We start from the raw sequence: 22,666 nt of genomic DNA on the forward strand, positions 1-22,666 counted from the left end.
TTTTTTATGCGCGTTAATTGCCTTGGTCGATGCTTTTGTCGCGCCACTCTTGGCGCAAGGCGGCCATGAACGGCGACTCGACCGGCACCACCAGTTCCCGCGCCAGTTGTTGCGCCGCCATTTCGAAGGCCTCTAACGGTGGGTTTTCGCCCGCCAGCGTGCTGCTGGCCACCACCACTTTATCTTCTTTCACAAATAGAAAGATGCGCGTGTTGAGTGGCTCGCCCTCGTCGCTGTGATGCTTGGCCGCCAACTGCATGACCAGTAGCGATCCGTTGTCGGTTGGCCATGTGAGTTGCGCGCGGGGCTGAAAGTTTAGCGCGGCGTTGTACTCTTTGGCCGTTTGGGTCATGTCGGTTTGCAGGTTGACTGCTTCCATATCGAGGGCGGCGTAGGTGTCGTGCCAGTCGGCTCGGCGAATGGGGTAGACGCTTAGATTGAATTGATCGAATTGAAAATCTTTATCGACGAAGGTGAGATAACTGCCCTGTAGGGGGTGTTGAAGCCATAGGCGTTGCTCCAGCTGGTAGTTGCCCACCTGCTCGGGCACCACCAGATCCCGTTGATAATCGGAGGCCTTGATCTGCTGGGCTAAAAATTCTGGGGTAAACAGCGCGCGGGTCTGAAGTTCGGTGAGCAGTGCAGCACCTATGGCTTCAGCCATTTGGGCGTGTAGATCCAGTTGCTGGTTGGCGAGGTTTACGCTTTGGGTGAAGGGGGCCTCCACCTCAAAGGTATCTAGCAGTTGACCGCGCCAGCGCAGGGTTGCCTCGGCCTTCAATGTAAACGTTTGGTGCAACGGGATGAGCATTAATGACAAGCCGGACACCAAGGCATTACCGAAGCCTTCCATGTCTTCCTGGAGATATTTAGCAGTGGCCAATTGCAGGGTGTAGTCGGGCGTGAAGCGCGTGTCTTCATTGGGCGCGAATTGTTCGCTTTTAAAGAGCGCGCGCTGTACGTCTTGGGCGTTGATGCGATTGAGTTGGCAGTGGTGCAGCACCGACTGTTGATCAAAAGCCTTACATTGCTGGCGCATGACGACGCTTGGCCGATCATTAAACACTTCAATTGCTGGCAGCGACGGCTGGCCCGCTACGGCGGGGGGAGCCACTTGGGTGTATTGATTTTGTGTGGCACAGCCGGCCAAGAGCATGACCATTGTGAGTGCGCCGAGAGTGAGCTGCCGCATGGGGGATTCTGAGCCTTTGGGTGTGGTAGTGGGCGGATACGTCAATGTGCAACGAGTGTACCGCTCGGCCGCGGGCCTGTCAGCTGGGCCTTAACCCGAGCGCTGCCGGTCTCGGCGCTTTTGGGGTGTTGGTTTAGCTGCCGGTTGTGAGCAAGGCCGCGCCGCCGCATTGCCCTTTGCCCCGGTTCCAGGTGCGGTGCTAGCGTACCAGTTGACGCACGCGCAGGCGCTATTTCGTCGACATTTGTGCGCGAGTGGCTAGAATCGGTGGCCTGTTGGTGTAACGTTGCAGTCTTCAATGAATGCAGGGCTCGCATGTTCACATGCGCCCTTTAATGTTGCAGCGATCGCTGTGTACCGCTGGTGGCGCTGCCCATTGGCAACTTTTGGAAGCCCTATGTTGAACAAGATTGTTCCCACCAATCTGATTTTTTTAAGTGTCTGCTTTCTACTTTGTTTAGCAGCCTGCTCTAACTCGCAAGGAGATGCGGTCGCAATGAATAAAGCCAATCTTTTCTCTGCCACAGAAGGTGTGATTACTCTGGCAGGTGCACCTTTGCAAAACGCCGAGGTCATTCGCACAGTGCGCTGGCGCGATGAGAATCATCAGGACAGCACCGCCACGGATGCCGACGGCAACTTTAGCTTTCCCGATTTGATGTCTGACCGCAGCCTGTCGGTATTGCCGAGTGAATTTAATGCGTTTCAGAAAATTATCGTCAAACACAACAATGAAACGTTTTTGCTGTGGGAGACCGTCAAGGCCGACCCCGTCAGCAACGGGGAGCTAGAGGGCGAAGCCTTGCGCTTCACCTGTGAATTGAATGAGGAGCCCCGCTTTGTTCATTTGTTATTGAATTCCATCGAAACCCGTTGCCACTGGTAACCTACCGTATAAAAAGGAATTTTGCATGAGTGTCACTATCCCCCCGCTTCAGGCCGCCTCGCTAGCGCAGGTGGTGTATCAACTGCAAGACAGTTTTTTTAACCGCGCAACCATTGATCGCTTTAAAAACAGTTGGGATTTATCGCATCCAGAGGCCAAGGTGGATGGCAAGTCCGGCACCTTGTGGGTGATCAAAAAGCAAACCGGTTTCGGTATCGTGGCCGAAGGGCGCGGTGACCAATTTGGTGGCGATTTGTTGATCTTGCTGCGTGGCACTGACAACACATTTGATTGGGCCACCGATGCCACAGCGGGCATTTCGTGGACGGAGGCGTCTGACAAGGTGCACACCGGTTTTTACAAGTGCTTTTTAAGCATGAAAACGGAGTTGGAGCAGAAGCTTAGCCGATACAAGGGCAAGATTCGCACCGTGCATTGCGTAGGCCACAGTTTGGGTGGGGCGCTGGCGTCCTTGTGTGCCAACTGGCTGCAAACCAGCAACCTGTTAGGTCAGAGCAAAGTGCAGCTGTACACTTTTGGCAGCCCGCGCGTGGGCACCGAAGGCTTTGCCAAAAAACTGACCCATCAATTGGATTTGGGCACCGATATCTACCGCGTGTTTCACAAGACCGACGTGGTACCCATGGTGCCCATCTGGCCGTTTTTTCACGTGCCACTGAAGAACCATAGTTATTGCTTGAACAGCCCCGGCTCATTGCCTTCAGGTGAATTTCACAAAATGAAAAATTACGTGTTGTCGCTGTCGAAGTCTAAAGATTGGGGCACGCTGGTGGATTTGGAGCCGCCCGTTTCTGAAAGTGCCATTGAAAAGTGGCTCGCCAGTGACGGCGTCTATGCACTGACCATTAATTCCCTCAACATGATTAACAGCGCGCTGGTGTATGTGATTAAAAAAGTGCTGTACGGCGCCGGTGTGCTGGTGCAGAACTCGGTGGGTTTAGGCATTACGCTGTTGGACCAATTGGCCATGGCGCTGGCCAAGGGCTATAACCTCGCCAAAGACACGTCGATTTGGGTGCTGCGCTTGATGAAACGCATCATGGTGGCGCTGGGCATGAAAATTAAGAAAGATCTTGAGGTGACCGCGCAATTAATTAAATTTTTATTAACGGCGCTGCTCGAAAAAGTCCACCGCATGGTAAAAACTGCGGTGGATTTTGTGTTTTCTGAGTGATTTGACAACCGGGGCAGGGCGCGAGCGCGCTGCCTCGGGTTCTGCTTTATCGATCGTTCTGCATCCGGCCTGATTTTCTATCTTCGCGCAAGCACGCTGTACTCTTACACTACTCCTATCACTTACGTCGGCTAATCAAACAGCCACGGGCGCAGTGCGTCGCGATTGGCCAGCACGATTTGCTGGGCCTCGGGCGTGGGCTCCATGTGCTTGTAATCAATTTGCAGCAACTTTAGGGCGTAGTGCACCAGCGGGCCGCGCACGGTAAAGGTGTGGCGGTTGTCGGTCATGCCGTAGTCTGCGGCCACCACGGCTTGCTTTTCGGGTGCTAAGCGGGTGTCTGGGGTGATCTCGATGGGCACTAGCGTGTGCCATTCGGTGTCATCATCTGCCTGTTTTGGCGACATATCCAACAGCTCTGGCTCGCCGCGAAAGCGACTCAAGACAAAGTCCCTAAAGCCTTGATTCTTTTCACACCACGCCCGTACGTGCCAGCGAATGCCGGTGAATACCAAGGTGTGGGGCACGATAATGCGGCCCTCGCGGTTGGGATTGTGCACACTCACGTAGTCCACTTCGACGCGCCGTTGCTCGCGCGCGGCGCGCACGAGGGTGCGGATTACCCGCGGCTCCACGTTGCGAATGGGCAGGCTCAGCACCTCGGTATTGGTCACGGTCAGTGGCAGGTTTTCAAAGCGCAGGTTGAGGTCGTTGTTGCGCGCCATTAGCTGTAGGTACTCGTCGGCCACGCCCCGCGTGACCTGTGGGCTAAACGCGGCCGTGGGCACATAGCCTTTGATGGAGCGATCTAACACCAGATTGCCGGGGCCAATGTCGCGCAGGTAGGTATTGATGTCTTTGCTGGCCTGCTGGCGGCCCATGCCAAAGGTGTCGCACAGGTGGTTGGTGGTGAGCCGGCCCTCCCACAGCGCGATGATTTCAATCAGTCGGTAGCGGGCCAGCAGGTCCCAGCGAATGTCCCATTGGTGGGTGTCGGCCATAGTGTGCGCATCCGTGGTGTTGGGTATGTGATTGAAAAGGCGACATGAATATGTAGCCAGTGTAGACATGTCGCGGCTGGCGACTAATATGGCCACATCGGTAGGGAAACGCAAGCCCCGCAGCGAGCGCCCTCACTCACCCACAGCCATTGGAGCTCAACCATGAAAAATCCGATTCGCGGTAAAATGATGATCGCTTGTGAAACCAGCCAAGGCGCTTTTACGTGCAGCAAAAATTGGGATGATCTCACCAGCACCACCGACGCCAGTGTGCGCTACTGCAACAACTGCGGTAAGTCGGTGCATCGCGCTGTTACCGTGCAGGAGCTAAACGAGATGACCGCCGCGGGACTGTGTGTGGCCTGGTGCAACACCCCCGAACCCGAGTATCGCCCCGAGCCGGCCGTGCCCTTGAAGTGGGCGTGCTAGGTGCGCCTCAATGGTGGAGCGAATTTGCTATGATGCCGCTTCTTTAAATTGCTCTACCAGGACGGTGTTAGGTTATGCGTAAACCGGTGAAATTTCGGCTGCTATTTTTGGTTGCGGCCCTCGTGATCTACGTTGTGGGAGCGCATCTACTCCCTGAGCACATCAGCGCCGAGAGTTGGTCGATGTCACTGCTGGTGGAACACGCCGAATGGCAGCGATTGTTGGCGGTGACCGGCCTGTTTTTTGGGGTCATGCCGTTGCTCTATTGGTACTGCGTCATTCGTATGGGCCAGCAGGCATGGTGGAAGCTGCTACTGATTTTTTCACTGAGCAGTTTGATTGCCCGCTATACCTATCCTGAAGATATCGCCCAGTATTTCGAATTTATTACGTGGTTGCGCTACCCCATTATCGCAGTGCTATTGGCACTGGAATTGTATTTAATGGTGACCATCTGCCGGTCCTTGTGGGCCGCCCGCAATCTAACGGGCGATCCGCGTTTGCACATGTTGGCGCAATATCAGGTTGAACATAGCGACATTGCTCAGGGTGCTGACGCAAAAGTTGATGGCGTTGACGCGAAAGTAGACGCGACGAGCGAATCCCATTCAACCGAGCAGAAAGCATCGGCCAAGGCGGCAAAACAATTAGAGCTGGCATTGACCTTTGCCCACGAGCCGGCCAGTTGGTATTACGCCATTCCTCGATTGACGCGCAACCATACGCCGGCGCTGGCGAATATTGTGCTGCGCTCGGCGACCCGCAGCCACTTTTTCATGGTGCTCGCCGCCCTGCTACTCGGAGCTGTGGGCAGCTATGTATTGCTGGCCGACTGGAGTGTTACCGCTGCGACATTGGTCGCCACCTTTATCGCTTACGGCAGCGTGATGTTCGTGGCCAATTATCGGGTGAGTCGCTATTACTCGCTGTACCTGAGCGGAAATTCGCTGGTGATCAACAATGGGTGGTGGGGGTTTTGTGCCATTGATCGCACGGTGATTGCCCGCTGCGAGCGTGGCAGTTGGAGCCTTGAGGATGATAGCGAGGGGCTATTTATTGGTCGCAAACCCTGCAACATTAAAATCCAGCTTACTCAACCACAACATTATTTTTCGGGCATTGCCACCATGAAAGATGCCGTATCAACAATTTACCTTACCGTGGATGATTCGCAACGCGTGGTTGCGCAGCTTACCGAAGAGACCGTGCTAAACGTCGCTTAATAATCACAATCGCGGGAGCGCACATGTATCAACAACAGGGCCAGTGGGTGTATTCGCCGTCGGACCTCACGACATTTTTAGCGAGCCCCTATGCGAGTTGGATGAATCGGTTAGCCAAAGCCTATCCGAATGACGCACCCGCGCGCGACCCCGCCGATGGTTTAATGGGGGTGTTGCAGCAGCGAGGTTACGCCCATGAAGCGCGCATTGTCGACGAGCTCAGCGCCCAGGGTTTGTCGGTTTTTACCATTGAAGCCGATGACAACGATGAGCGCGCAGCGCGCACAGTCGAGGCCATGCGCAGCGGTGTGGATGTTATTTTTCAGGGCTATTTACGCCAACACCCCTTTGCGGGTTTTGCCGACTTTTTGGTGAAGGTGCCGGGGCCCAGTCAGCTCGGCGATTTTCACTACACCGTGTGGGACACTAAATTGTCGGGCGCCCCCAAGCCCGCGCACTTGGTGCAACTGTGTTGCTATGCCCACATGCTAAGTGCATTGCAAGGCGTGCGCCCAGAGACCTTGGTGGTGGTGACCGGCGACGGTGTGCAACATTCGTTTCGTACCGATGACTATTTCTTTTACTATCGGGCGTTGCGCGATGGGTTTTTAACGCAGCAAGAAAACTTTGACCCCGCGCAAAGGCCTGACCCTGCGGAGTCTGACAGTTGGGGCGATTGGAGCGGCGCGGCAGAGGCTGCGTTGCTGGAGCGCGATCACTTGTTTCAGGTGGCCAACATCACCAAAGGCCAAATTAAAAAACTCAATCGTGCCGGTGTTCATACCCTAACTCAGTTGGCGGAATTGGACGCTGCACACATCGCCAGTGTACAGCCCGCAATGCTCGCGCGCCTGAAAGCTCAGGCCCAGGCGCAGTTGCACACCAAAGCGCAGCAGGCGAAAGGTGAAATTCGGCCCTGGTTCAAGGTGTTGCGGCCCGCCGCTGGCGAGAAAGCGGGCCTGGCGTTACTACCGCCGGCGTCGCCCCTGGATGTGTTTTTTGATATCGAGGGATTTCCGCTGGTGCAGGGCGGCTTGGAATACTTGTGGGGCGCCAGCTTTTTCGATGCAGAGGGTAGGCGTCAGTTTCGCGATTTCTGGGCGCACGATGCCGAGCAGGAAAAGCGGGCGTTTATTGAATTTATTAGCTGGGTCTATGAGCGTTGGCACCGCGACCCGACCATGCATATTTACCACTACGCCAATTACGAAATTGCCGCCTGCAGAAAATTGATGGGCCGCTATGGCGTGTGTGAACACCAAGTGGATCAGCTACTGCGCAATGACGTGTTCGTAGATTTGTACACGGTGGTCAAGGGTGCGTTGGTGTTGGGTGAGCCGCGCTATTCCATTAAAAATGTTGAGCACCTCTACCGGTCTAAACGCGACACGGCGGTGGGTACTGGCGGTGATTCCGTGGTGGTCTACGAGCAGTGGCGGGCACTCAATCAACAGGGTGTCGAGGGCGATAGTTGGCAGAACTCGGCCATTCTGAAAAGTATTCGCGATTACAATATTGACGATTGCGACTCCACCCAAGAGCTGGTGGATTGGCTGCGGGCGCAGCAACAGCAGCATGGCATCGATTATGTTGGGCGCAGCGATGTGGTGGAGCCCGAAGTCAGCGAGGCGCAATCGGCCACCTTGACACTGCGTGATCGCTTGCTGGAAAAAGCGGAACAGCTGCGTGATCAAGATGCGGCGGCGGGCGCTCTGCACGCAACGCTGGCGGGATTATTGGAATTTCATCGGCGCGACGCCAAGCCCGTCTTTTGGCGATTGTTTGATCGTTTGGGATTGAGCGAGTTGGAACTGGTGGATGACTTAGATTGTTTGGCGGGCTGCGTGCGCACGGAAAAACCGCCCTATAAACATTCGCCGCGCGCGCGCAATTTAACCTACGAATACCGTTTTAATCCCGAGCAGGCATTTAAAGGTGCTCAGAAAAACTTTTATGTGCTAGGCGAAGAAGATGCCGAGGGTAAATCCATTCGCGTGACTCTGCCGGAAGAGGAGAGCGATTTAAGCCAAGGGCTAATTGCCTTGCAGTGCAAGCATGAGCTGCCTGAGCGCTTGAGTTTAGTGCCCGACGAATTTGTGAATCCGCAACCCATTCCGGCGGCGATTGAAGCGCAGGTGCGGGCCTATTTAGAGGGAAGTTTGGCACACAGTGCCATGGTGGATTTCCTGACCCGTGCGCGGCCGCGCTTTACAGGCGATTCGCCGACCAATGCCGCTACTGCGCCACTGGTTACGGCGACAGAGCCGAGCGCACGACTCGCACAGATCATTGATCGCGTATTGACACTTGATAGTAGCTACCTGACGTTGCAAGGCCCGCCGGGCGCCGGAAAATCCTACACGGGCAAGCACGTGATTGCGGAATTAATGCGCCGCGGCGCGCGTGTGGGCATTGCCAGCAACAGCCACAAGGCAATCAACAATTTGTTACTCGGTGTTGCAAAACATTGCCGCGTCGAGGGCATTGCCGCGCAGTTCGCCTGCACTAAACATCCTGAACCTGAGTTTGAAGCATTGGGTGTGGTGGAGTTGGGGAATGGCGCGCTGGCCGATTGGTTGGCAGACAGTTCAGTGGTGGGCACTACCGCCTGGGGATTTGCGCGGCCGGATATGCTTGGCCAGCTCGACTATTTATTTGTAGACGAGGCGGGGCAGGTATCTGTTGCGAATTTAGTGGGTATGAGTGGCGCGGCGCGCAACTTGGTGTTGATGGGTGATCAAATGCAATTGGGCCAGCCGTCACAGGGTTCGCATCCCGGCGAATCGGGCTTGAGTGTGCTGGATTATTTGCTGCACGACACGCCCACCATTCCAGCGCACATGGGCGTATTTTTAGGCACCACCTTTCGGATGCATTCGCGGGTTAATCAATTTATTAGCCAGCATATCTACGAGGGAAAATTGGCGGCCCATGCACACAACGATTCGCGCTTCATCGACGTGCCGACCGATTATCGTGGTCCGCTCGATCAAACGGCGGGCTTGATATACATTCCCGTGCATCATGAGGGCAATACGCAAGCAGCCTTAGAGGAAGTGGATCTTATCGTCGCGCTAGCGAACGAGTTGTTGGGTCGTAGATTTCATACCGGCGATGCGCAATGCCCCACGCGCTCCATCGAATGGCGCGATATGCTGTTTGTGGCGCCCTACAATTTACAAGTACGGCAACTGCAACAGGCGCTAGGTCCGCAAGCACGGGTGGGCAGCGTGGATAAATTTCAGGGCCAGGAGGCGCCCATCGTATTTTTAAGTTTGTGTGCCAGCGATGCCAATGAATCGCCCCGCGGCCTGGAATTTCTGTTCGACCGGCACAGAATCAACGTCGCCATCTCACGCGCGCAATGTTTGGCAGTGGTGGTTGGCAATCCGGCGCTGGCACAAACCCGCGCCAGCCGCGTTGAGCAAATCCCCTGCGTGAACTTAATGAATGCATTGATGAGTGAAGCCTCGTGTTGACGGGCTGCGCCAATAGCTGCTGTCTTGTAAATGCTAAACCGTATGAACAAGCGGGTATGCTATGAGTTTATTGGCTTGGTGCTTAGTGTGGCGGTGCAAGAATTGAGTGGACTGCTCAGACGCTGAGCGCAATATGGCGAAGGTGACAGAAATGATTACCAACTATGCCACATTAAAGGCGTCGATTAAGTCGCTAAACATTCCCAGTGAAATGGCCTCGCGCGCTGGCGAGCTTGAAGCTACGGTTGCTCATTGACCCAGTGGGAAGTGCCCTTGTAGTTAATTGATGTACACAAAAAAGCCGCTCAAAGTTAGAGCGGCTTTTTTGTATGCAGAATTAAAAACAAACGTATCGATTTAGGACTTCCCGCTATGCCACTTTGCGTTTTTCGCTCTGGCTGGCTAGGTACTCATCGTAGGTACCTTGGAAGTCGATTAGCTTTTGGTCTTTAATTTCAATCACTCGTGTGGCCAGTGAAGAAACGAATTCGCGGTCGTGACTTACGAAAATCAGCGTGCCATCCCACAATTTAAGTGCGGTGTTGAGTGATTCGATAGCTTCCATGTCCAAGTGGTTGGTGGGTTCGTCCATCACCAGCACGTTGATATCCATCATCATTAATTTGCCGAATAGCAAGCGGTTTTTTTCACCACCCGAGCAGACCTTTACTTTTTTGTGCGCATCGTCGGCAGTGAATAGCAGGCGGCCTAGAATACCGCGCACTTTAAGGTCGTCGTGCTTGGGTGTGCGCCATTGGGACATCCAATCGAACAGTGTGAGGTCACAATCAAAATCTGCGTTGCTGTCTTGCGGGCAGTAGCCCATGGCAGCATTCTCCGCCCATTTGATGACACCGCCACTGGCTTGCAATTGATTGACTAAGCAGCGCAGGAAGGTGGTTTTGCCCACGCCGTTTTCACCGATGACCGCGAGCTTGGCACCGGCCTCTAAAATGAGTTCACCCTTATCGAACAGTATTTCGCCGTCAAATCCGTGGCTGAGGTTTTCTAGCACCAGGGCTTGGCGGTGCAATTTTTGATGCTGTTGAAAACGGATGTAGGGCGACATGCGGCTGGAACTTTTAACTTCGTCCAGCGTGATTTTTTCCATTTTCTTCGCGCGTGAAGTGGCTTGTTTGGCTTTAGACGCATTGGCAGAGAAGCGATTAACGAACGCTTGCAGGTCGTCAATTTCTGCGCTCTTCTTGGCGTTTTCACTGAGTAGCTGTTCGCGAATCAGGGTAGAGGCCGCCACAAAGGCTTCGTAGTTGCCGGGGTAGATTCGCAATTCACCGTAATCGATATCGGCCATGTGGGTGCACACGGCGTTTAGGAAATGGCGGTCGTGCGAGATGATCACCATGGTGCTGGAGCGGGCGTTGAGCATGCCTTCAAGCCAGCTGATGGTGTGGATGTCCAAGTTGTTGGTGGGTTCGTCCAGCAACAGTATGTCGGGGTTGGCAAATAACGCCTGGGCCAATAGCACACGCAGCTTCCAGCCGGGGGCCACTTGGCTCATGGGGCCAAAATGCAGGGCCTCTTCTATGCCTGCCTGCAACAGAATTTCACCGGCGCGGCTCTCGGCGCTGTAGCCGTCCATTTCGGCAAATTTTACTTCTAGCTCAGCCACGGCCATGCCGTCTTCTTCGGTCATGTCGGCTTTGGCGTAGATGGCATCGCGCGCCTGTTTGACTTTCCACAGCGCCACATCGCCCATGATCACGGCATCGACCACGCTGTACTCTTCAAAGGCGAACTGATCTTGGCTTAGGGTACCTACAGTGCAGCCTGGAGCTATCGAGACATTGCCCGCGGTAGGGGCAAGGGCGCCGCTCAGAATTTTCATAAAGGTGGACTTGCCGCAGCCGTTGGCCCCGATCAGACCGTAGCGGTTGCCGTTGCCAAATTTGGCAGAGATGTTTTCGAACAATGGCTCGGCGCCAAACTGCATGGTGATGTTTGCGGTGGATATCAAAAGGGAGCTACCTGAACTGAGCGGGTGGGTCATGTCGAATGCGGGGCGACCCTGCGACACAAAGGGGGCGCACTATATAGAGTTGGTGGTGTTAAGTCGAGATAAATTGGTTGATTAATGAGCAATAGATGGACGCGCCATGGCGGGATTTGGGGCCGTCACGAGGGTGCAAAAGCGGTGTAGGGGCGGTGAAACGGGCTAGTTGGCGTTGACCTGCCCGCCACCATAGGCAATGCTGCGTCTTTTTAACGAACGGGTGGCTAGCCTGTCACCCCAGCGCGCAAGGAAAACAGGTTATGGCGTTACGCACTCATCGCCTATGGGTGGCACTGATGACTTTATTCATGGTTCAAGGCCTCTTCGCCATCGACCTGCCACGCATCCGCACCTTAACCCCCGAGCAGAGCGAGCGGGCGGCGGCGAATTACCAGAAGTACTGTGTGTTGTGCCATGGTGCCGATCGGCAGGGTTACGTCAACGATCACGCGCCGTCTTTACGCAGCAAAAGCTTGTTCGAATCGGGCATCCCGCACGCGGTATTGCGGCCGCTGTCTTACGGTCGGCAGGGCACCGCCATGGGCGGCTATCTGGATGAAATGGGCGGGCCGCTGACGCTGGATGAAACCTGGGACTTAACCTACTGGTTGTTTGAGCAATCCGGTGCCACCCGAGTGCCGATCAGTACCAAACCCGTGCATGGCGATGTGGCGCGCGGTGGCGAACTGTATCAACAACATTGCGCCGACTGCCATGGCAAAGAAGGTGAAGGTGTGAATGCGCCGGCCTTGGGCAACCCTTCAGCACTGGCCCACAACTCAGATGAATTCTACCGCTACGCGATTACCCATGGCCGCGATGGTACGCCTATGGTGGCCTTTAAAGATCGCCTGTCTGCAGCTGATATCGACAATGTCACCGCCTTTTTGCGTTCGCGTGCCGGCGGCTGGCAACAAACGGCGCCGGTGTTAAAGCAACTGCCCAGCCCCGATCAGTTTGTTATCAATCCCGAAGGTGATGAGCCGAGCTTTGTGTTGACCGACGATCTCTATGTGTCGGCGGCGGATCTAAATGCCGCTCTCGCGGCCAAGCAGCGCATGATTTTGCTGGACACGCGCGTGACATCCGTCTGGCAGATGGCGCACATCGAAGGGTCTTTCCCTATGCCGTATTACTCTAATTTTGATGGCATTGCAGAACTGCTGCCCAGGGATGTGCAAATCGTCGCCTACTGCTCATGCCCACGTGCTGCGGCAGATTATGTGATTGGCAAATTGCGCGATCGGGGCTTTACCAAAACGGCCGTGTTATATGAAGGCATTTTTGGTTGGATGGAATTGGGTTTTCCCGTAATGCGCGGCGATGTCAAAGAGGCGAGTGAGTAGCGGTGCTGTAGTGCGAACGCGCTCACACAAAATTCTTAGATCTATGCAAAGTAATGTTGCGAGATACTTCACTCAGCGCTAACAATTGACCTACATATAGCAAATTTAGAGGTTTGGATTCTCTGGCATCACCTTATACTGATGCGCGTGTGGGCGCTTGCACTTGGGGCTTGACTGGCGTCCGTTTTGAGTGAAAAGGAGAATCACATGCTACGACGTCAATTTTTAACGGGGCTGGGATTGGGTGTAGGTGCGAGCGTCATCGCGCCGCAGCTGGCGGCGGCCAGCGCCACAGGCACGACCCCCTTAGCGGCTGGAAGCCCAGCGGCGATGATTAAGCCGGCTGACTGGGTTGCACTGCGAAATTTATTTCCGCTGACAAAAAAATACATTCAATTATCGACATTTTTGTTGGCCTCGCACCCCAGGCCTGTGAGCGATGCCATTGAAAAGCACCGCCGCGCCTTTGATGAAAATCCCTCTGACTATTGGCACCAACATTTTTTAACTATCGACCGCGACATTTGCCAATCGGCCGCCGACTACATGGGCGGAAAGGCCGAGCAGATAGCGCTGACGGATAGCACTACCATGGGCCTTGGGCTGATTTACAGTGGCCTACAATTAGAATCGGGCGATGAAATTCTACAAACGGTACACGACCACTACTCCACGGATATGTCGCTGGCGCACAGAGCTAAGCGCAGCGGCGGTAGCGTTCGGCGCATCGCACTCTACGATAATCCTGCGTTGGTCAATACGGCTGATGTGGTTAAGCGATTAACTGCGGCGGTCAATCAGCAGACAAAGGTAGTGGCGGCAACCTGGGTGCACTCGTCGACTGGCGTTAAATTGCCCATTCGAGCCATGGCCGACGCCATTGCGTCGCTCAATAAAAAGCGTAAAGCGAATCGGCAAATTATTTTTTGTGTCGACGGTGTGCACGGTTTTGGCATAGAAGATATCGATGTGACCACCCTTGGCTGCGATTTTTTTGTAGCGGGCACGCACAAGTGGATATTTGGCCCGCGCGGCACTGGAGTTATTTGGGGCAACGAGCGTGCATGGAGCCAGAGTGAACCGGTGATTCCCAGTTTTAGCGGCTCTTACGATGTTTGGCTCGGCAACCTGACGCAAGATCAAGTGCCCATGGGCGAACACATGTCGCCTGGCGGCTTTCATTCTTTCGAACACCGGTGGGCATTGCCCGAAGCATTTAAGCTGCATTTGCAATTGGGTAAAGCCAATGTGCAAAAGCGCATTCACCAATTGAACACCTATACCAAACAGGGCTTGTCTGCCATGCCGCATGTGACCCTGTATACGCCTCTGGCGTCAGCGTTGTCCTCTGGTTTGGTGTGTTTTGATGTGCAAGGCATGCCGGCCGAAGCGGTGGTAGAGCATATGCACAAAAAGGGAATTATCATGAGCGCGACACCATATCGAAATAGCTATGCGCGCTTTGCGCCATCGCTGCTTAATAATGAGCAGGAAATTGATGTGGCGCTTAAGGAAATTTCGACCTTAGGCTAAGGTTTCTATCAACAAAAGGATATGCGTATGTCAACAATCAAGGTGACTTATTTCGATGTTAACGGTGGTCGGGGAGAACCCATTCGGTTGGCGTTACACTTCGCAGGTATAGCCTTCGAAGACCACCGTTTTCCCTTTAGCGAGTTTGCCGAAGTGCGTAAACAAACACCGTTTGGCCAAGTGCCAACGGTGACCATAGATGGCGAAGTAATTACCCAATCCAACGCGTTGTGTCGATATTTCGGAAAGCAGGCAGGATTGTATCCAAAGGATGACTATCAAGCGCTTCTGTGTGATGAGGTGATGGATGCGGTTGAAGATGTTAGCCACAAGATCGTGGCAACCTTTGGGATGAGTGGCGATGAATTGAAAACCGCTCGTGAGCAATTGGTAGCGGGTGTTTTCAGCACCTACTTAAAATGGTTGGACGATCGACTCGCTAAACAAGGCGGTGAATATTTTGCGGATAATCGCGTCACCATTGCCGACCTAAAGGTATTCGTATTTGCTAAATGGCTGAGTTCTGGTCAGTTAGACCACGTGCCACAAATGCTGGTGCAGGAAGTGGCGCCACGGGTGGCGGCGCATATTGAGCGTATCAGCCATTTAGAAAAAGTAGCCGGGTATTATCAGTCGCGAAGTTAACGTTGATAGCCTAGCTGTCAATAAAAAGCCGCCAAGTTGGCGGCTTTTTATTGATTTAAGCAATTGCCCGAACGCTAGTGCAGGCAACACTGTTTGAATTTTTTTCCGCTGCCACAGGGGCAGGGGTCGTTGCGGCCGACTTTCGGGCCCCTGCGTAAGGTTTCTGTCGGCGAGTCCACAGGCAGGCGTTGCTCTAACCAATAGCGGTGTAGCATTAATGCTGCAATGGTCAGCTCGCCGGCCATTTCTGCTTGCGCGTCCTCGTCCTGTGCCGCCAGTTCTTCCGCGTGTTGCTGGAAACTTTGCTGTTCAATTAAGGCAAGCCAATGATCGAAGTCTTCGGGCAGGTCTGGCCAGTCGCTAATAAATACTGCGCGTAAATAGCCTAAGCACCAAGGTGCCAAAAACCATTGATCGCCGCCTTCTTCAGTGCCGGCAATACTTTCAAACATGGGTTGAAATTCGCTTGGCTTGTCCATCAAGGCGGTGCTATTGCGATTCATGGCATTGATCAAAATTTCAAAAAATTGTGTGGCTTCGTGTTCGTATTGCCAGGTGGGTTGATCCTCCTCGTCGCCCCAAATCCATGGCATCCACTGGCTTGGCAGTAGCATGTCAGGCCCAGATGCCAGTGCCGTCAAAAAGCCATCGAGTTCGGAAAAATTGCCGATGGAATCGTCGCAGCCGTATTTTTCGAGCATGTCATCGATGAAGGCTAAGTCGGCATCGGTAAGGTTTTCGTTGAGCACTGGATTATCCCTTGGAGCGTTTGCCGGCTATTGTACACAATTTAGCGCAGCTATCTGTGCGTGAGATGTTCTTGATTGTGTATTTATACGAATAGAAAAGCCCCTATCAAAGGGGCGTTAATGGTACAGATGACGGCCTGCGCATTGGGTCTTAGCCCTGCTTAGTCACAATCCACGCGTTCACTTTTGCATCCAGTACGCTCATGGGTACGGCGCCGCCTAAAAGCACAAGGTCGTGAAATTCTGCTAAATCAAATTTTTCACCCAGTGCCTGCTTAGCTTCTTCACGCAATGCGAGTATTTTGAGTTGCCCCAATTTGTAACCTAAGGCCTGTCCGGGCCACGCCATGTAGCGCTCGATTTCCGCAATCACATCGGACTCCGCAGTACCGGTGGTTTTGGCCATGTAGTCGATGGCCTGTTCGCGAGTCCAGCGTTTGTGGTGAATGCCGGTGTCGACTACTAAACGCACCGCGCGAAACAGTTCCGCCTGCAGGCGGCCTAAATTACTGAAGGGATCGGTTTCATACATGCCAATTTCGGCAGCCACCCGCTCACTGTACAGTGCCCATCCCTCTATGTAGGCGTTGTAGGGGGCGATACGCCGCAAAAATGGCAGTTCATCTTGAGCAAGATTTAACGCAATTTGCAAATGGTGCCCAGGCAAGGCTTCATGATAGGTCAGTGTTTTTAAACCATAGCTGGGGTTCTCTTTCATATTTCGCAGGTTAATCCAATAGATGCCGGGCTTACTGCCATCAACAGAGGGCGGACTGTATTGACCGCCAGGTGCACCTTCTTGATCTTCTTTAGCAAATGCGCGCACTTCTACCGCATAGGGTGGCACGGTGTTGAAGTATGGCTTCATTTTTTCAGTGATATCAGCAATGTAGCTATTGAGAGATGCTATCAGTTCGGCTCGACCTACATCGCTATCGGCGTACAGAAAACGCGGTTCTTCATTGAGCGTGTTCATGCGCTCGCCGACGCTACCTTCGGTGTAGCCGTTGGCGCGGAGAATGCGATCCATAGCGGTGCTTATGCGGTTGACTTCGTCCAGACCTAACTGGTGAATTTGCTCTGCGGTGAGGTCGCTGTCGCCCAGCATTCGGATCGCGTCTTGGTAGTAGGCATCGCCGTTGGGCTGTGCCCAAATACCGGATTCCTCACGTGCTTTTGGCAGCAGCTCGGCGACGCGCTGGGCGGCTTTGGTGTAGGCGGGATAGACCACGTTAGTCATGGCGACAACAGCTTGATCAACGAGTTCGCGTTGTCGTTGTTCGCTTATGCTTTCAACATCCGCGAGCTTAGTGCGCAGATTGGAGACAAGCGAATGGTCGGCGGGTGGTGATTTTTGAAAATTATGTAGGAAATTAACCGCGCCCTGTAGCGTGACTTTGGGTGCGATCCAGTCGCGCTTAACATCGGCGTCTAATTTGGCCAACACTGAGTCGACCATTGCATCGAATTGATTCAGCCGAGCGATGTAGTCAAGCGCATCTCGTTCGTTTCGAAGTGGCTTACCGATCTGCATAAAGCGCGGCACTTTAAGCAATGGGCTATTAATTTGGTTGACCACGTATGGCGATAGGCCCATCCAAGTGTCGATATAGCCAATGGGAAAATCAGGATGGCCGGCAAAGTATCTAACGATAGAGGCCATCACTTGTTGGTTATCTTTTACTTGCGCGCTCGCGGTGCGCGTGTCCACAGCTTCAATCGCCTTCAACAATTTACGCAAGTCGCTGCGCAGGGCTGCCTCAGTCGCAGGATCATATCGGTCTAACTTGTCGGCGTAATAGTGGCCTGCCTCTTCCGGCGTCAATCCCAGTAGTGTGGCCAGCAGTGGGCTGGCTAGGAGTAGTCGCTCACTGGTTTTGGCATATAGCGCATCGAGTGTTGTTTGTGCACTTGGAGTGGCGGTTTGCTCGGCGCTATCTGCGACCTTGTCGTTACAGCCGGCGAGGGCGAGTAGACACGTGAGGGTAAAAGTTAGTTTTAGCGAGCCCATGTCAATTCCTTCGAGTTGTTGAATTGCGTCCTTGATAGACGGTTAGCTTTCTTGCCATCAAGCCTAATAGAGATGTCCTGACGAGTCACGTGGGTAAATACTGACCATTGCTCGTGGTTGCGATGTCCTTGTGACGCTACGGGTATTGTCCTGAGGCGCACCTGCGATGGATGGCCTACGCACTCGAAACGCATTTGATATTGAGGCGCCGGCAGGCTGCTTATTGCACAGACTTACTTAAATGATTGTGGTATATAACTAGAATTGAATCAGTGGCCGTGGTTGCAGTGCAGAAGCTACATGGTGCGTGAATCACAATAATTAGATAATACCTAAGGGATCTAGCTTCCTATGCCTGGTGCATCTGTTAATCAATTACGCTATCAAAATCCTAATTACCGCCTCTATGTGCTTGCCTTGCTCACCTTGGCTTATGTGTTTAATTTTGTCGACCGACAAATTATTTCGATACTCCAGGAGCCTATTAAGCTGGAATTTGGCTTGTCTGATACCCAGTTGGGCGTTCTGAACGGGTTTGTCTTTGCCATATTTTATGTGGGGTTTGGCATCCCCATTGCGCGTTGGGCCGATAGTGGCAAGCGGCGCAATATTATTGCGTGGGCAATCACCTTGTGGAGTGCGATGACGGCGTTGTGTGGTGTCGCGCAAAATTATTGGCAGTTATTGGCGGCGCGCATTGGCGTAGGCGTCGGCGAGGCGGGTTGCAGCCCACCGGCCCATTCGATGATTTCGGATATCTTTCCTCAAGAGCGACGGGCTACCGCAATGGCGACCTATTCGCTGGGGATCAATGTTGGAATACTCGTCGGATTGCTGATGGGGGGCTGGCTCAATGAACTGTACGGTTGGCGCGTTGCGCTTTGGGCGGTGGCGGCACCGGGGTTAGTGGTCGCCTTACTATTGAAGTATACGGTGACAGAGCCTCGGCGTGGCGGTGCGGATAGCGCGGCGGGGGGAGAGTCGAGCGCAGGCGATACAAATGCAGTCGCGATCAGCATTCCTATGCTACAGGTTATTAAGCATTTTTGGGGTTCTCGAACCGTGCGTTGGCTGGCTTTAGGTGCGGGTTTGAGTAGCTTTGTTGGCTACGGTTTGGCAAATTGGATGCCGTCCTTTCTGGTGCGAAGTCATGGAATGGGCACCGGAGAAATCGGTAGTTGGCTAGCGTTAATCGCGGGTGTGGGTGGTGCGCTGGGCACCTTTTCTGGCGGTTTTATCGCCGACCGACTCAGTCAAAAAAATGTCCGTTGGTCGCTCTGGATTCCCATGTGCATCCTACTGTTATGCGTACCCTTGTTGTCGATGACCCTGCTAATTGAAACCAAATTGAATGCGCTGCTTATGTACATTGTGCCCGGCAGTATTATGACGGGCTACATGGGCCCTGCGATCGCGGTTACGCATAATTTGGCCGACAATCGGATGCGAGCAATGGGATCTGCGTTGTTATTTTTAGTGATCAATATCGTTGGTTTGGGGATGGGGCCAGTTATTATTGGTGGTTTGAGCGATGTGTTCGGAGCAAGCCTAGGGCTAGAAGGCTTGCGCTATGCGATGCTCTGCGCGGTTGTGATCTGTGGTTCGCTCGCTGCATTGTGTTTTTATTTGGCGAGCCGAACTTACCCAATAGAACTTGCGAATATGAAAAGTAAGTGACCATTCATGTCAGTGCGATGCTTTGGTGGCGCCTGCTTGCTGGGAAAGCACTTTTTCAAGTGATTGCTGAAAGCGATCTACTAAGGCGTCATCAACATCGCGACTGAAGGCAAAGTAGAGGTCTGCTTTGTGTAACGTACCGACCACCTCAAAATCTTCCGGCGCGGCCCCAATCATGGCGAGGTGAGCATTGATACCGTGAACGCCGCCGGCCCATATGTCGATGCGATCAGCCTGCATCATGCGCGCAAGCTGTAGTGGTGAGACCGTTAGTGTGAGTACCATTTCATCTAAACTCAGATTGCGGAGGTGAATTTCGGCAGCGTCTTCACGTTGGGCTCCCACCACAAATTTATTGAGCTGACTGAGCTGAGTGATTTTAATTTTACGATTTTTTTTGGCCACCAATACCAGACTGTTGGCATCAAACGGGCCCGCCCACTTAAAAAGCGCTTCGCGTTCGGGGGTGCGGTAAATGGCAAAAATGACCTTATTTGGGCCGCTGATTGCCGCGCGATACGCTCGGGCCCAAGGGAGTATTTTTACTTTGTCGCGGTGCACGGGTGTGCCTGCCACGCGGGTGGTCCGCTCTAACAGGTCAACGGCAATGCCTTTGAACTCGCCGTTATCCAAAAAATTCATGGGCGGAGAGTTTTCCGACAGGTAGGTAAGTTGGTCTAGTCGATGTGCCGGCCCCGCAAACGCGCTGGCTACAACCATCAAGCAGCCGATCATAGCCACTAAGTAGCGTTTTTCCATAAGGCCTTGAGTCCCAACCAAATCGTGACAACTGAGATAGCTTAAGACTAGCAGGCAAAAGGGGCAGGCGCCGATTTAGTACAGTTATTTGCAAGACAGGGCCGGGCAAAGCCCGGCCAATGAATTATCCAATTTAAGACGCAAGTGCGGTGGGGGCGACCTTGTCCTCAGGCTGATGGAGCGTTTCTAGGCGGTCGCTTTCCTTGAGTAGATACTCAAAGGCCGACAGTGAAGCTTTCGCGCCTTCCCCCATGGCGATAACGATTTGCTTATAGGGCACCGTGGTTACGTCGCCGCAGGCGTAGACGCCCTGCACTGATGTTTGGCAGCGCTCGTTTACAACTATTTCACCAAAGCGTGTGCGCTCTACCAGGTCACCTAGAAATGCGCTGTTGGGCACCAATCCAATTTGAACAAAAACGCCCTGTAGTGGCAGCGAGTGCTCTATTTGGGTGCCGCGATCGGTGTACACCAGTGCATTGACCTTGCCGTCACTGGCGGTTATTTCTTTAGTGGCGACGTTTCGATGAATGGTGATGTTGGCTTTGCTTTCGGCCTTGTCGACCAATACCTTGTCGGCTTTAAGTGTCGGCATAAATTCGAATACGTTGACGGAGTTAGCGATGCCCGCTAAGTCGAGAGCCGCTTCGATACCCGAGTTGCCACCGCCAATAACAGCCACATCCTTGCCTTTGAAAAAGGGGCCGTCACAATGTGGGCAGTAGGCGACGCCCTTGCCTATATTCTCCCTTTCTCCGGGTATGCCCAGTTCTCGCCATTTGGCACCGGTGGCTACGATCACGGTTTTGGTGTGAATGGTTTCGCCGGATAAAAGCGTGACGGTTTTTATTTCTGTACCGCTGATCTCATTAACTTTTAAGTGTTCTTTAAGGGTAATGTCGTACTCATGCATGTGTGCTTGTAAGGCACCCGACAACTCGGGCCCCGTAGTTTTTCGCGTGCCAATGAGGTTTTCGATATCCATGGTGTCTTTTACTTGGCCACCAATGCGATCCGCAATCAGTGTGACTTTTAATCCCTTGCGCGCGCTGTAAATGGCTGCACTTACGCCCGCGGGGCCGCCGCCGATGACAGTCACATCTTGCAGGGGCAATTGTTCCTCATTGTTGGCCTTAGCCAGATAGGGATAGCGGGCGATTAGTTTCTCGATTAATTGCGCGGCGTCTACTTTACCGTTGGCAAATAATTCGCCGTTTAGATAAACGCTGGGCACACCTTGAATGTCGCGGGACGCGATCAGATCTTGATACAGTCCGCCGTCAATCATTTCGCTGCTGATGTTGCCGTTTAGCAGTGCGAATTGATTAAGCGCCTGCACAACGTCGGGGCAGTTGTGACAGCTTAGACTAATAAAGATTTCGAAGTGCAGCGTGTCTTGCACGTTTTTAATCAGGTTTTGCAAGCTGGCGTCTAATTTTATGGCGGAACCGCTGGCCTGCAGTACAGCCAATACCAGAGAATTAAATTCGTGGCCACCGGGGATGCCTGAAAATTGAATACCACTGTCTGCGCCGTCTACCTCAAGGGCGAAGGTGAGTGGACTGCGTAGATTGGCGTCGCGCTCTTGCACCGAAAGTCTATTACTGACGCTGCTGAAATCGGATAGAAACTTTAGCAACTCGGCGCGCTTGCTGTGCTCACCGGACTGCAACACGAAGGAAATGGATTTCTGCATTGACGCAGTGTATTGCGTAAGGGCCTTTAAAAGATCGGGTGTTAACACGGTGGCGCTCCTGTATTGCGTGAAAATTGTGTGGGCTCCCGAAGAAGCCCAAAAGTCGATTTAGATTTTTCCGACCAGGTCCAAAGAGGGGGCGAGTGTCGCTTCGCCTTCTTTCCACGCGGCAGGGCACACTTGGCCAGGGTTGGCGGCCACGTATTGCGCCGCTTTGACTTTGCGCAACAAATCTTCTGCATCGCGACCGATGCCTTCGGCGGTGATTTCCATGGCCTGAATGATGCCGTCTGGATCAACCACGAAGGTCGCACGATCGGCCAAGCCCATGGATTCGCGCATGACGTCGAAGTTGCGGGTAATTGTGCCGGTCGGGTCGCCGATCATGGTGTATTTGATCTTGCCGATGGTCTCTGAGGAGTCGTGCCACGCTTTGTGCGTGAAGTGGGTATCCGTTGAGACTGAGTAGACTTCAACGTCGCGCTTTTGCAGTTCGTCGTAGTGGTCGGCTACATCACCGAGCTCGGTGGGGCACACGAAGGTGAAGTCGGCGGGGTAAAAGAAAAATATTGACCACTTGCCCTGCAGGTCGGTGTCGGATACCTCGATGAACTCGCCGTTTTTGTACGCGGTAGCCTGGAAGGGTTTGATTTTAGTGTTGATCAGGGCCATGAGGCGCCTCCTTGTTGGTATGTTCAAAGGGTTTGTTTGGGAACGGAGGCAACTATAGGTAGAGGCTATCGATTAGTATAATTTAATAAATTGTACTTTATGTTCTAAAAAACTGATTATGGGTTTCTTGGGATTCGCCCACGATTAAGACCGGAGTGCTAG

At 53.4% G+C, this 22,666-nt stretch carries 17 protein-coding genes; 9 read left to right on the top strand and 8 right to left on the bottom strand.

What is annotated here, in order from left to right:
• Positions 1 to 13 precede the first annotated feature (13 nt).
• A complete protein-coding gene (locus FHS30_RS03295; RefSeq protein ID WP_183908270.1) occupies positions 14 to 1,192 on the bottom strand; it encodes a hypothetical protein in 1,179 nt (392 codons plus the stop codon).
• Positions 1,193 to 1,688: 496 nt separating this feature from the next.
• Between FHS30_RS03295 and FHS30_RS03300 the strand changes: the two genes are divergently transcribed.
• Both FHS30_RS03300 and FHS30_RS03305 read left to right on the top strand, forming a co-directional pair.
• Positions 1,689 to 2,078 carry a DUF6795 domain-containing protein gene (locus tag FHS30_RS03300; protein ID WP_183908273.1) on the top strand — a complete coding sequence of 130 codons (390 nt, stop codon included), beginning with the start codon at positions 1,689 to 1,691 and terminating at the stop codon, positions 2,076 to 2,078.
• Between the two features lie 25 nt (positions 2,079 to 2,103).
• Entirely contained in the window at positions 2,104 to 3,273 is a 1,170-nt protein-coding gene (locus FHS30_RS03305) for a lipase family protein (protein WP_183908275.1), read from the top strand.
• Positions 3,274 to 3,404: 131 nt separating this feature from the next.
• Here the strand turns inward: FHS30_RS03305 and FHS30_RS03310 are convergent, their stop codons facing one another.
• Complete coding sequence (locus FHS30_RS03310) at positions 3,405 to 4,274, bottom strand: helix-turn-helix transcriptional regulator (RefSeq protein ID WP_183908277.1); 870 nt, start codon at positions 4,272 to 4,274, stop codon at positions 3,405 to 3,407.
• Positions 4,275 to 4,436: 162 nt separating this feature from the next.
• Here FHS30_RS03310 and FHS30_RS03315 point away from each other — a divergent pair, with 162 nt between their 5' ends.
• The 3 genes from FHS30_RS03315 (at position 4,437) to FHS30_RS03325 (ending at position 9,405) form a co-directional block, all read left to right on the top strand.
• A complete protein-coding gene (locus tag FHS30_RS03315) occupies positions 4,437 to 4,703 on the top strand; it encodes a hypothetical protein (RefSeq protein WP_183908279.1) in 267 nt (88 codons plus the stop codon).
• Positions 4,704 to 4,777: 74 nt separating this feature from the next.
• Complete coding sequence (locus tag FHS30_RS03320; RefSeq protein WP_183908281.1) at positions 4,778 to 5,926, top strand: hypothetical protein; 1,149 nt, start codon at positions 4,778 to 4,780, stop codon at positions 5,924 to 5,926.
• Positions 5,927 to 5,949: 23 nt separating this feature from the next.
• On the top strand, positions 5,950 to 9,405 hold the full coding sequence (locus tag FHS30_RS03325) for a TM0106 family RecB-like putative nuclease (protein ID WP_183908283.1): 3,456 nt from the start codon (positions 5,950 to 5,952) through the stop codon (positions 9,403 to 9,405).
• Between the two features lie 370 nt (positions 9,406 to 9,775).
• On the opposite strand, the gene FHS30_RS03330 is transcribed toward FHS30_RS03325, so the two are convergent.
• A complete protein-coding gene (locus tag FHS30_RS03330; RefSeq protein ID WP_183909226.1) occupies positions 9,776 to 11,380 on the bottom strand; it encodes an ABC-F family ATPase in 1,605 nt (534 codons plus the stop codon).
• Between the two features lie 296 nt (positions 11,381 to 11,676).
• On the opposite strand from FHS30_RS03330, the gene FHS30_RS03335 reads away from it, so the two are divergent.
• The 3 genes from FHS30_RS03335 to FHS30_RS03345 all read left to right on the top strand — a co-directional run bounded on the left by FHS30_RS03335 (position 11,677) and on the right by FHS30_RS03345 (position 14,940).
• Positions 11,677 to 12,762, top strand: coding sequence for a c-type cytochrome (locus FHS30_RS03335; protein ID WP_183908285.1), 1,086 nt, complete (start codon positions 11,677 to 11,679; stop codon positions 12,760 to 12,762).
• Positions 12,763 to 12,969: 207 nt separating this feature from the next.
• Positions 12,970 to 14,295 (top strand): aminotransferase class V-fold PLP-dependent enzyme, encoded by a 1,326-nt coding sequence (locus FHS30_RS03340; RefSeq protein ID WP_183908287.1) that lies wholly within the window; start codon positions 12,970 to 12,972, stop codon positions 14,293 to 14,295.
• A 27-nt stretch (positions 14,296 to 14,322) separates the two neighbouring features.
• The gene (locus FHS30_RS03345; protein WP_183908289.1) at positions 14,323 to 14,940 is read left to right on the top strand and encodes a glutathione S-transferase family protein; all 618 of its coding nucleotides are present in this window, start codon (positions 14,323 to 14,325) and stop codon (positions 14,938 to 14,940) included.
• 74 nt (positions 14,941 to 15,014) lie between these two features.
• On the opposite strand, the gene FHS30_RS03350 is transcribed toward FHS30_RS03345, so the two are convergent.
• Both FHS30_RS03350 and FHS30_RS03355 read right to left on the bottom strand, forming a co-directional pair.
• Positions 15,015 to 15,689: a UPF0149 family protein gene (locus FHS30_RS03350; protein ID WP_183908291.1), complete on the bottom strand. Its 675-nt coding sequence runs from the start codon at positions 15,687 to 15,689 to the stop codon at positions 15,015 to 15,017.
• 151 nt (positions 15,690 to 15,840) lie between these two features.
• Positions 15,841 to 17,700, bottom strand: coding sequence for a DUF885 domain-containing protein (locus FHS30_RS03355; RefSeq protein WP_183908293.1), 1,860 nt, complete (start codon positions 17,698 to 17,700; stop codon positions 15,841 to 15,843).
• 351 nt (positions 17,701 to 18,051) lie between these two features.
• Here FHS30_RS03355 and FHS30_RS03360 point away from each other — a divergent pair, with 351 nt between their 5' ends.
• Complete coding sequence (locus FHS30_RS03360) at positions 18,052 to 19,377, top strand: spinster family MFS transporter (RefSeq protein WP_183908295.1); 1,326 nt, start codon at positions 18,052 to 18,054, stop codon at positions 19,375 to 19,377.
• Positions 19,378 to 19,386: 9 nt separating this feature from the next.
• On the opposite strand, the gene FHS30_RS03365 is transcribed toward FHS30_RS03360, so the two are convergent.
• The 3 genes from FHS30_RS03365 to ahpC all read right to left on the bottom strand — a co-directional run bounded on the left by FHS30_RS03365 (position 19,387) and on the right by ahpC (position 22,504).
• Positions 19,387 to 20,136 carry a substrate-binding periplasmic protein gene (locus tag FHS30_RS03365; protein ID WP_183908297.1) on the bottom strand — a complete coding sequence of 250 codons (750 nt, stop codon included), beginning with the start codon at positions 20,134 to 20,136 and terminating at the stop codon, positions 19,387 to 19,389.
• A 133-nt stretch (positions 20,137 to 20,269) separates the two neighbouring features.
• Complete coding sequence (ahpF, locus tag FHS30_RS03370; RefSeq protein WP_183908299.1) at positions 20,270 to 21,880, bottom strand: alkyl hydroperoxide reductase subunit F; 1,611 nt, start codon at positions 21,878 to 21,880, stop codon at positions 20,270 to 20,272.
• A gap of 60 nt (positions 21,881 to 21,940) precedes the next feature.
• Positions 21,941 to 22,504 (bottom strand): alkyl hydroperoxide reductase subunit C, encoded by a 564-nt coding sequence (ahpC, locus tag FHS30_RS03375; RefSeq protein WP_183908301.1) that lies wholly within the window; start codon positions 22,502 to 22,504, stop codon positions 21,941 to 21,943.
• Positions 22,505 to 22,666: the final 162 nt, after the last annotated feature.

The organism is Simiduia aestuariiviva (genome assembly GCF_014192475.1).
In the GTDB taxonomy this organism is placed as follows: domain Bacteria; phylum Pseudomonadota; class Gammaproteobacteria; order Pseudomonadales; family Cellvibrionaceae; genus Simiduia; species Simiduia aestuariiviva.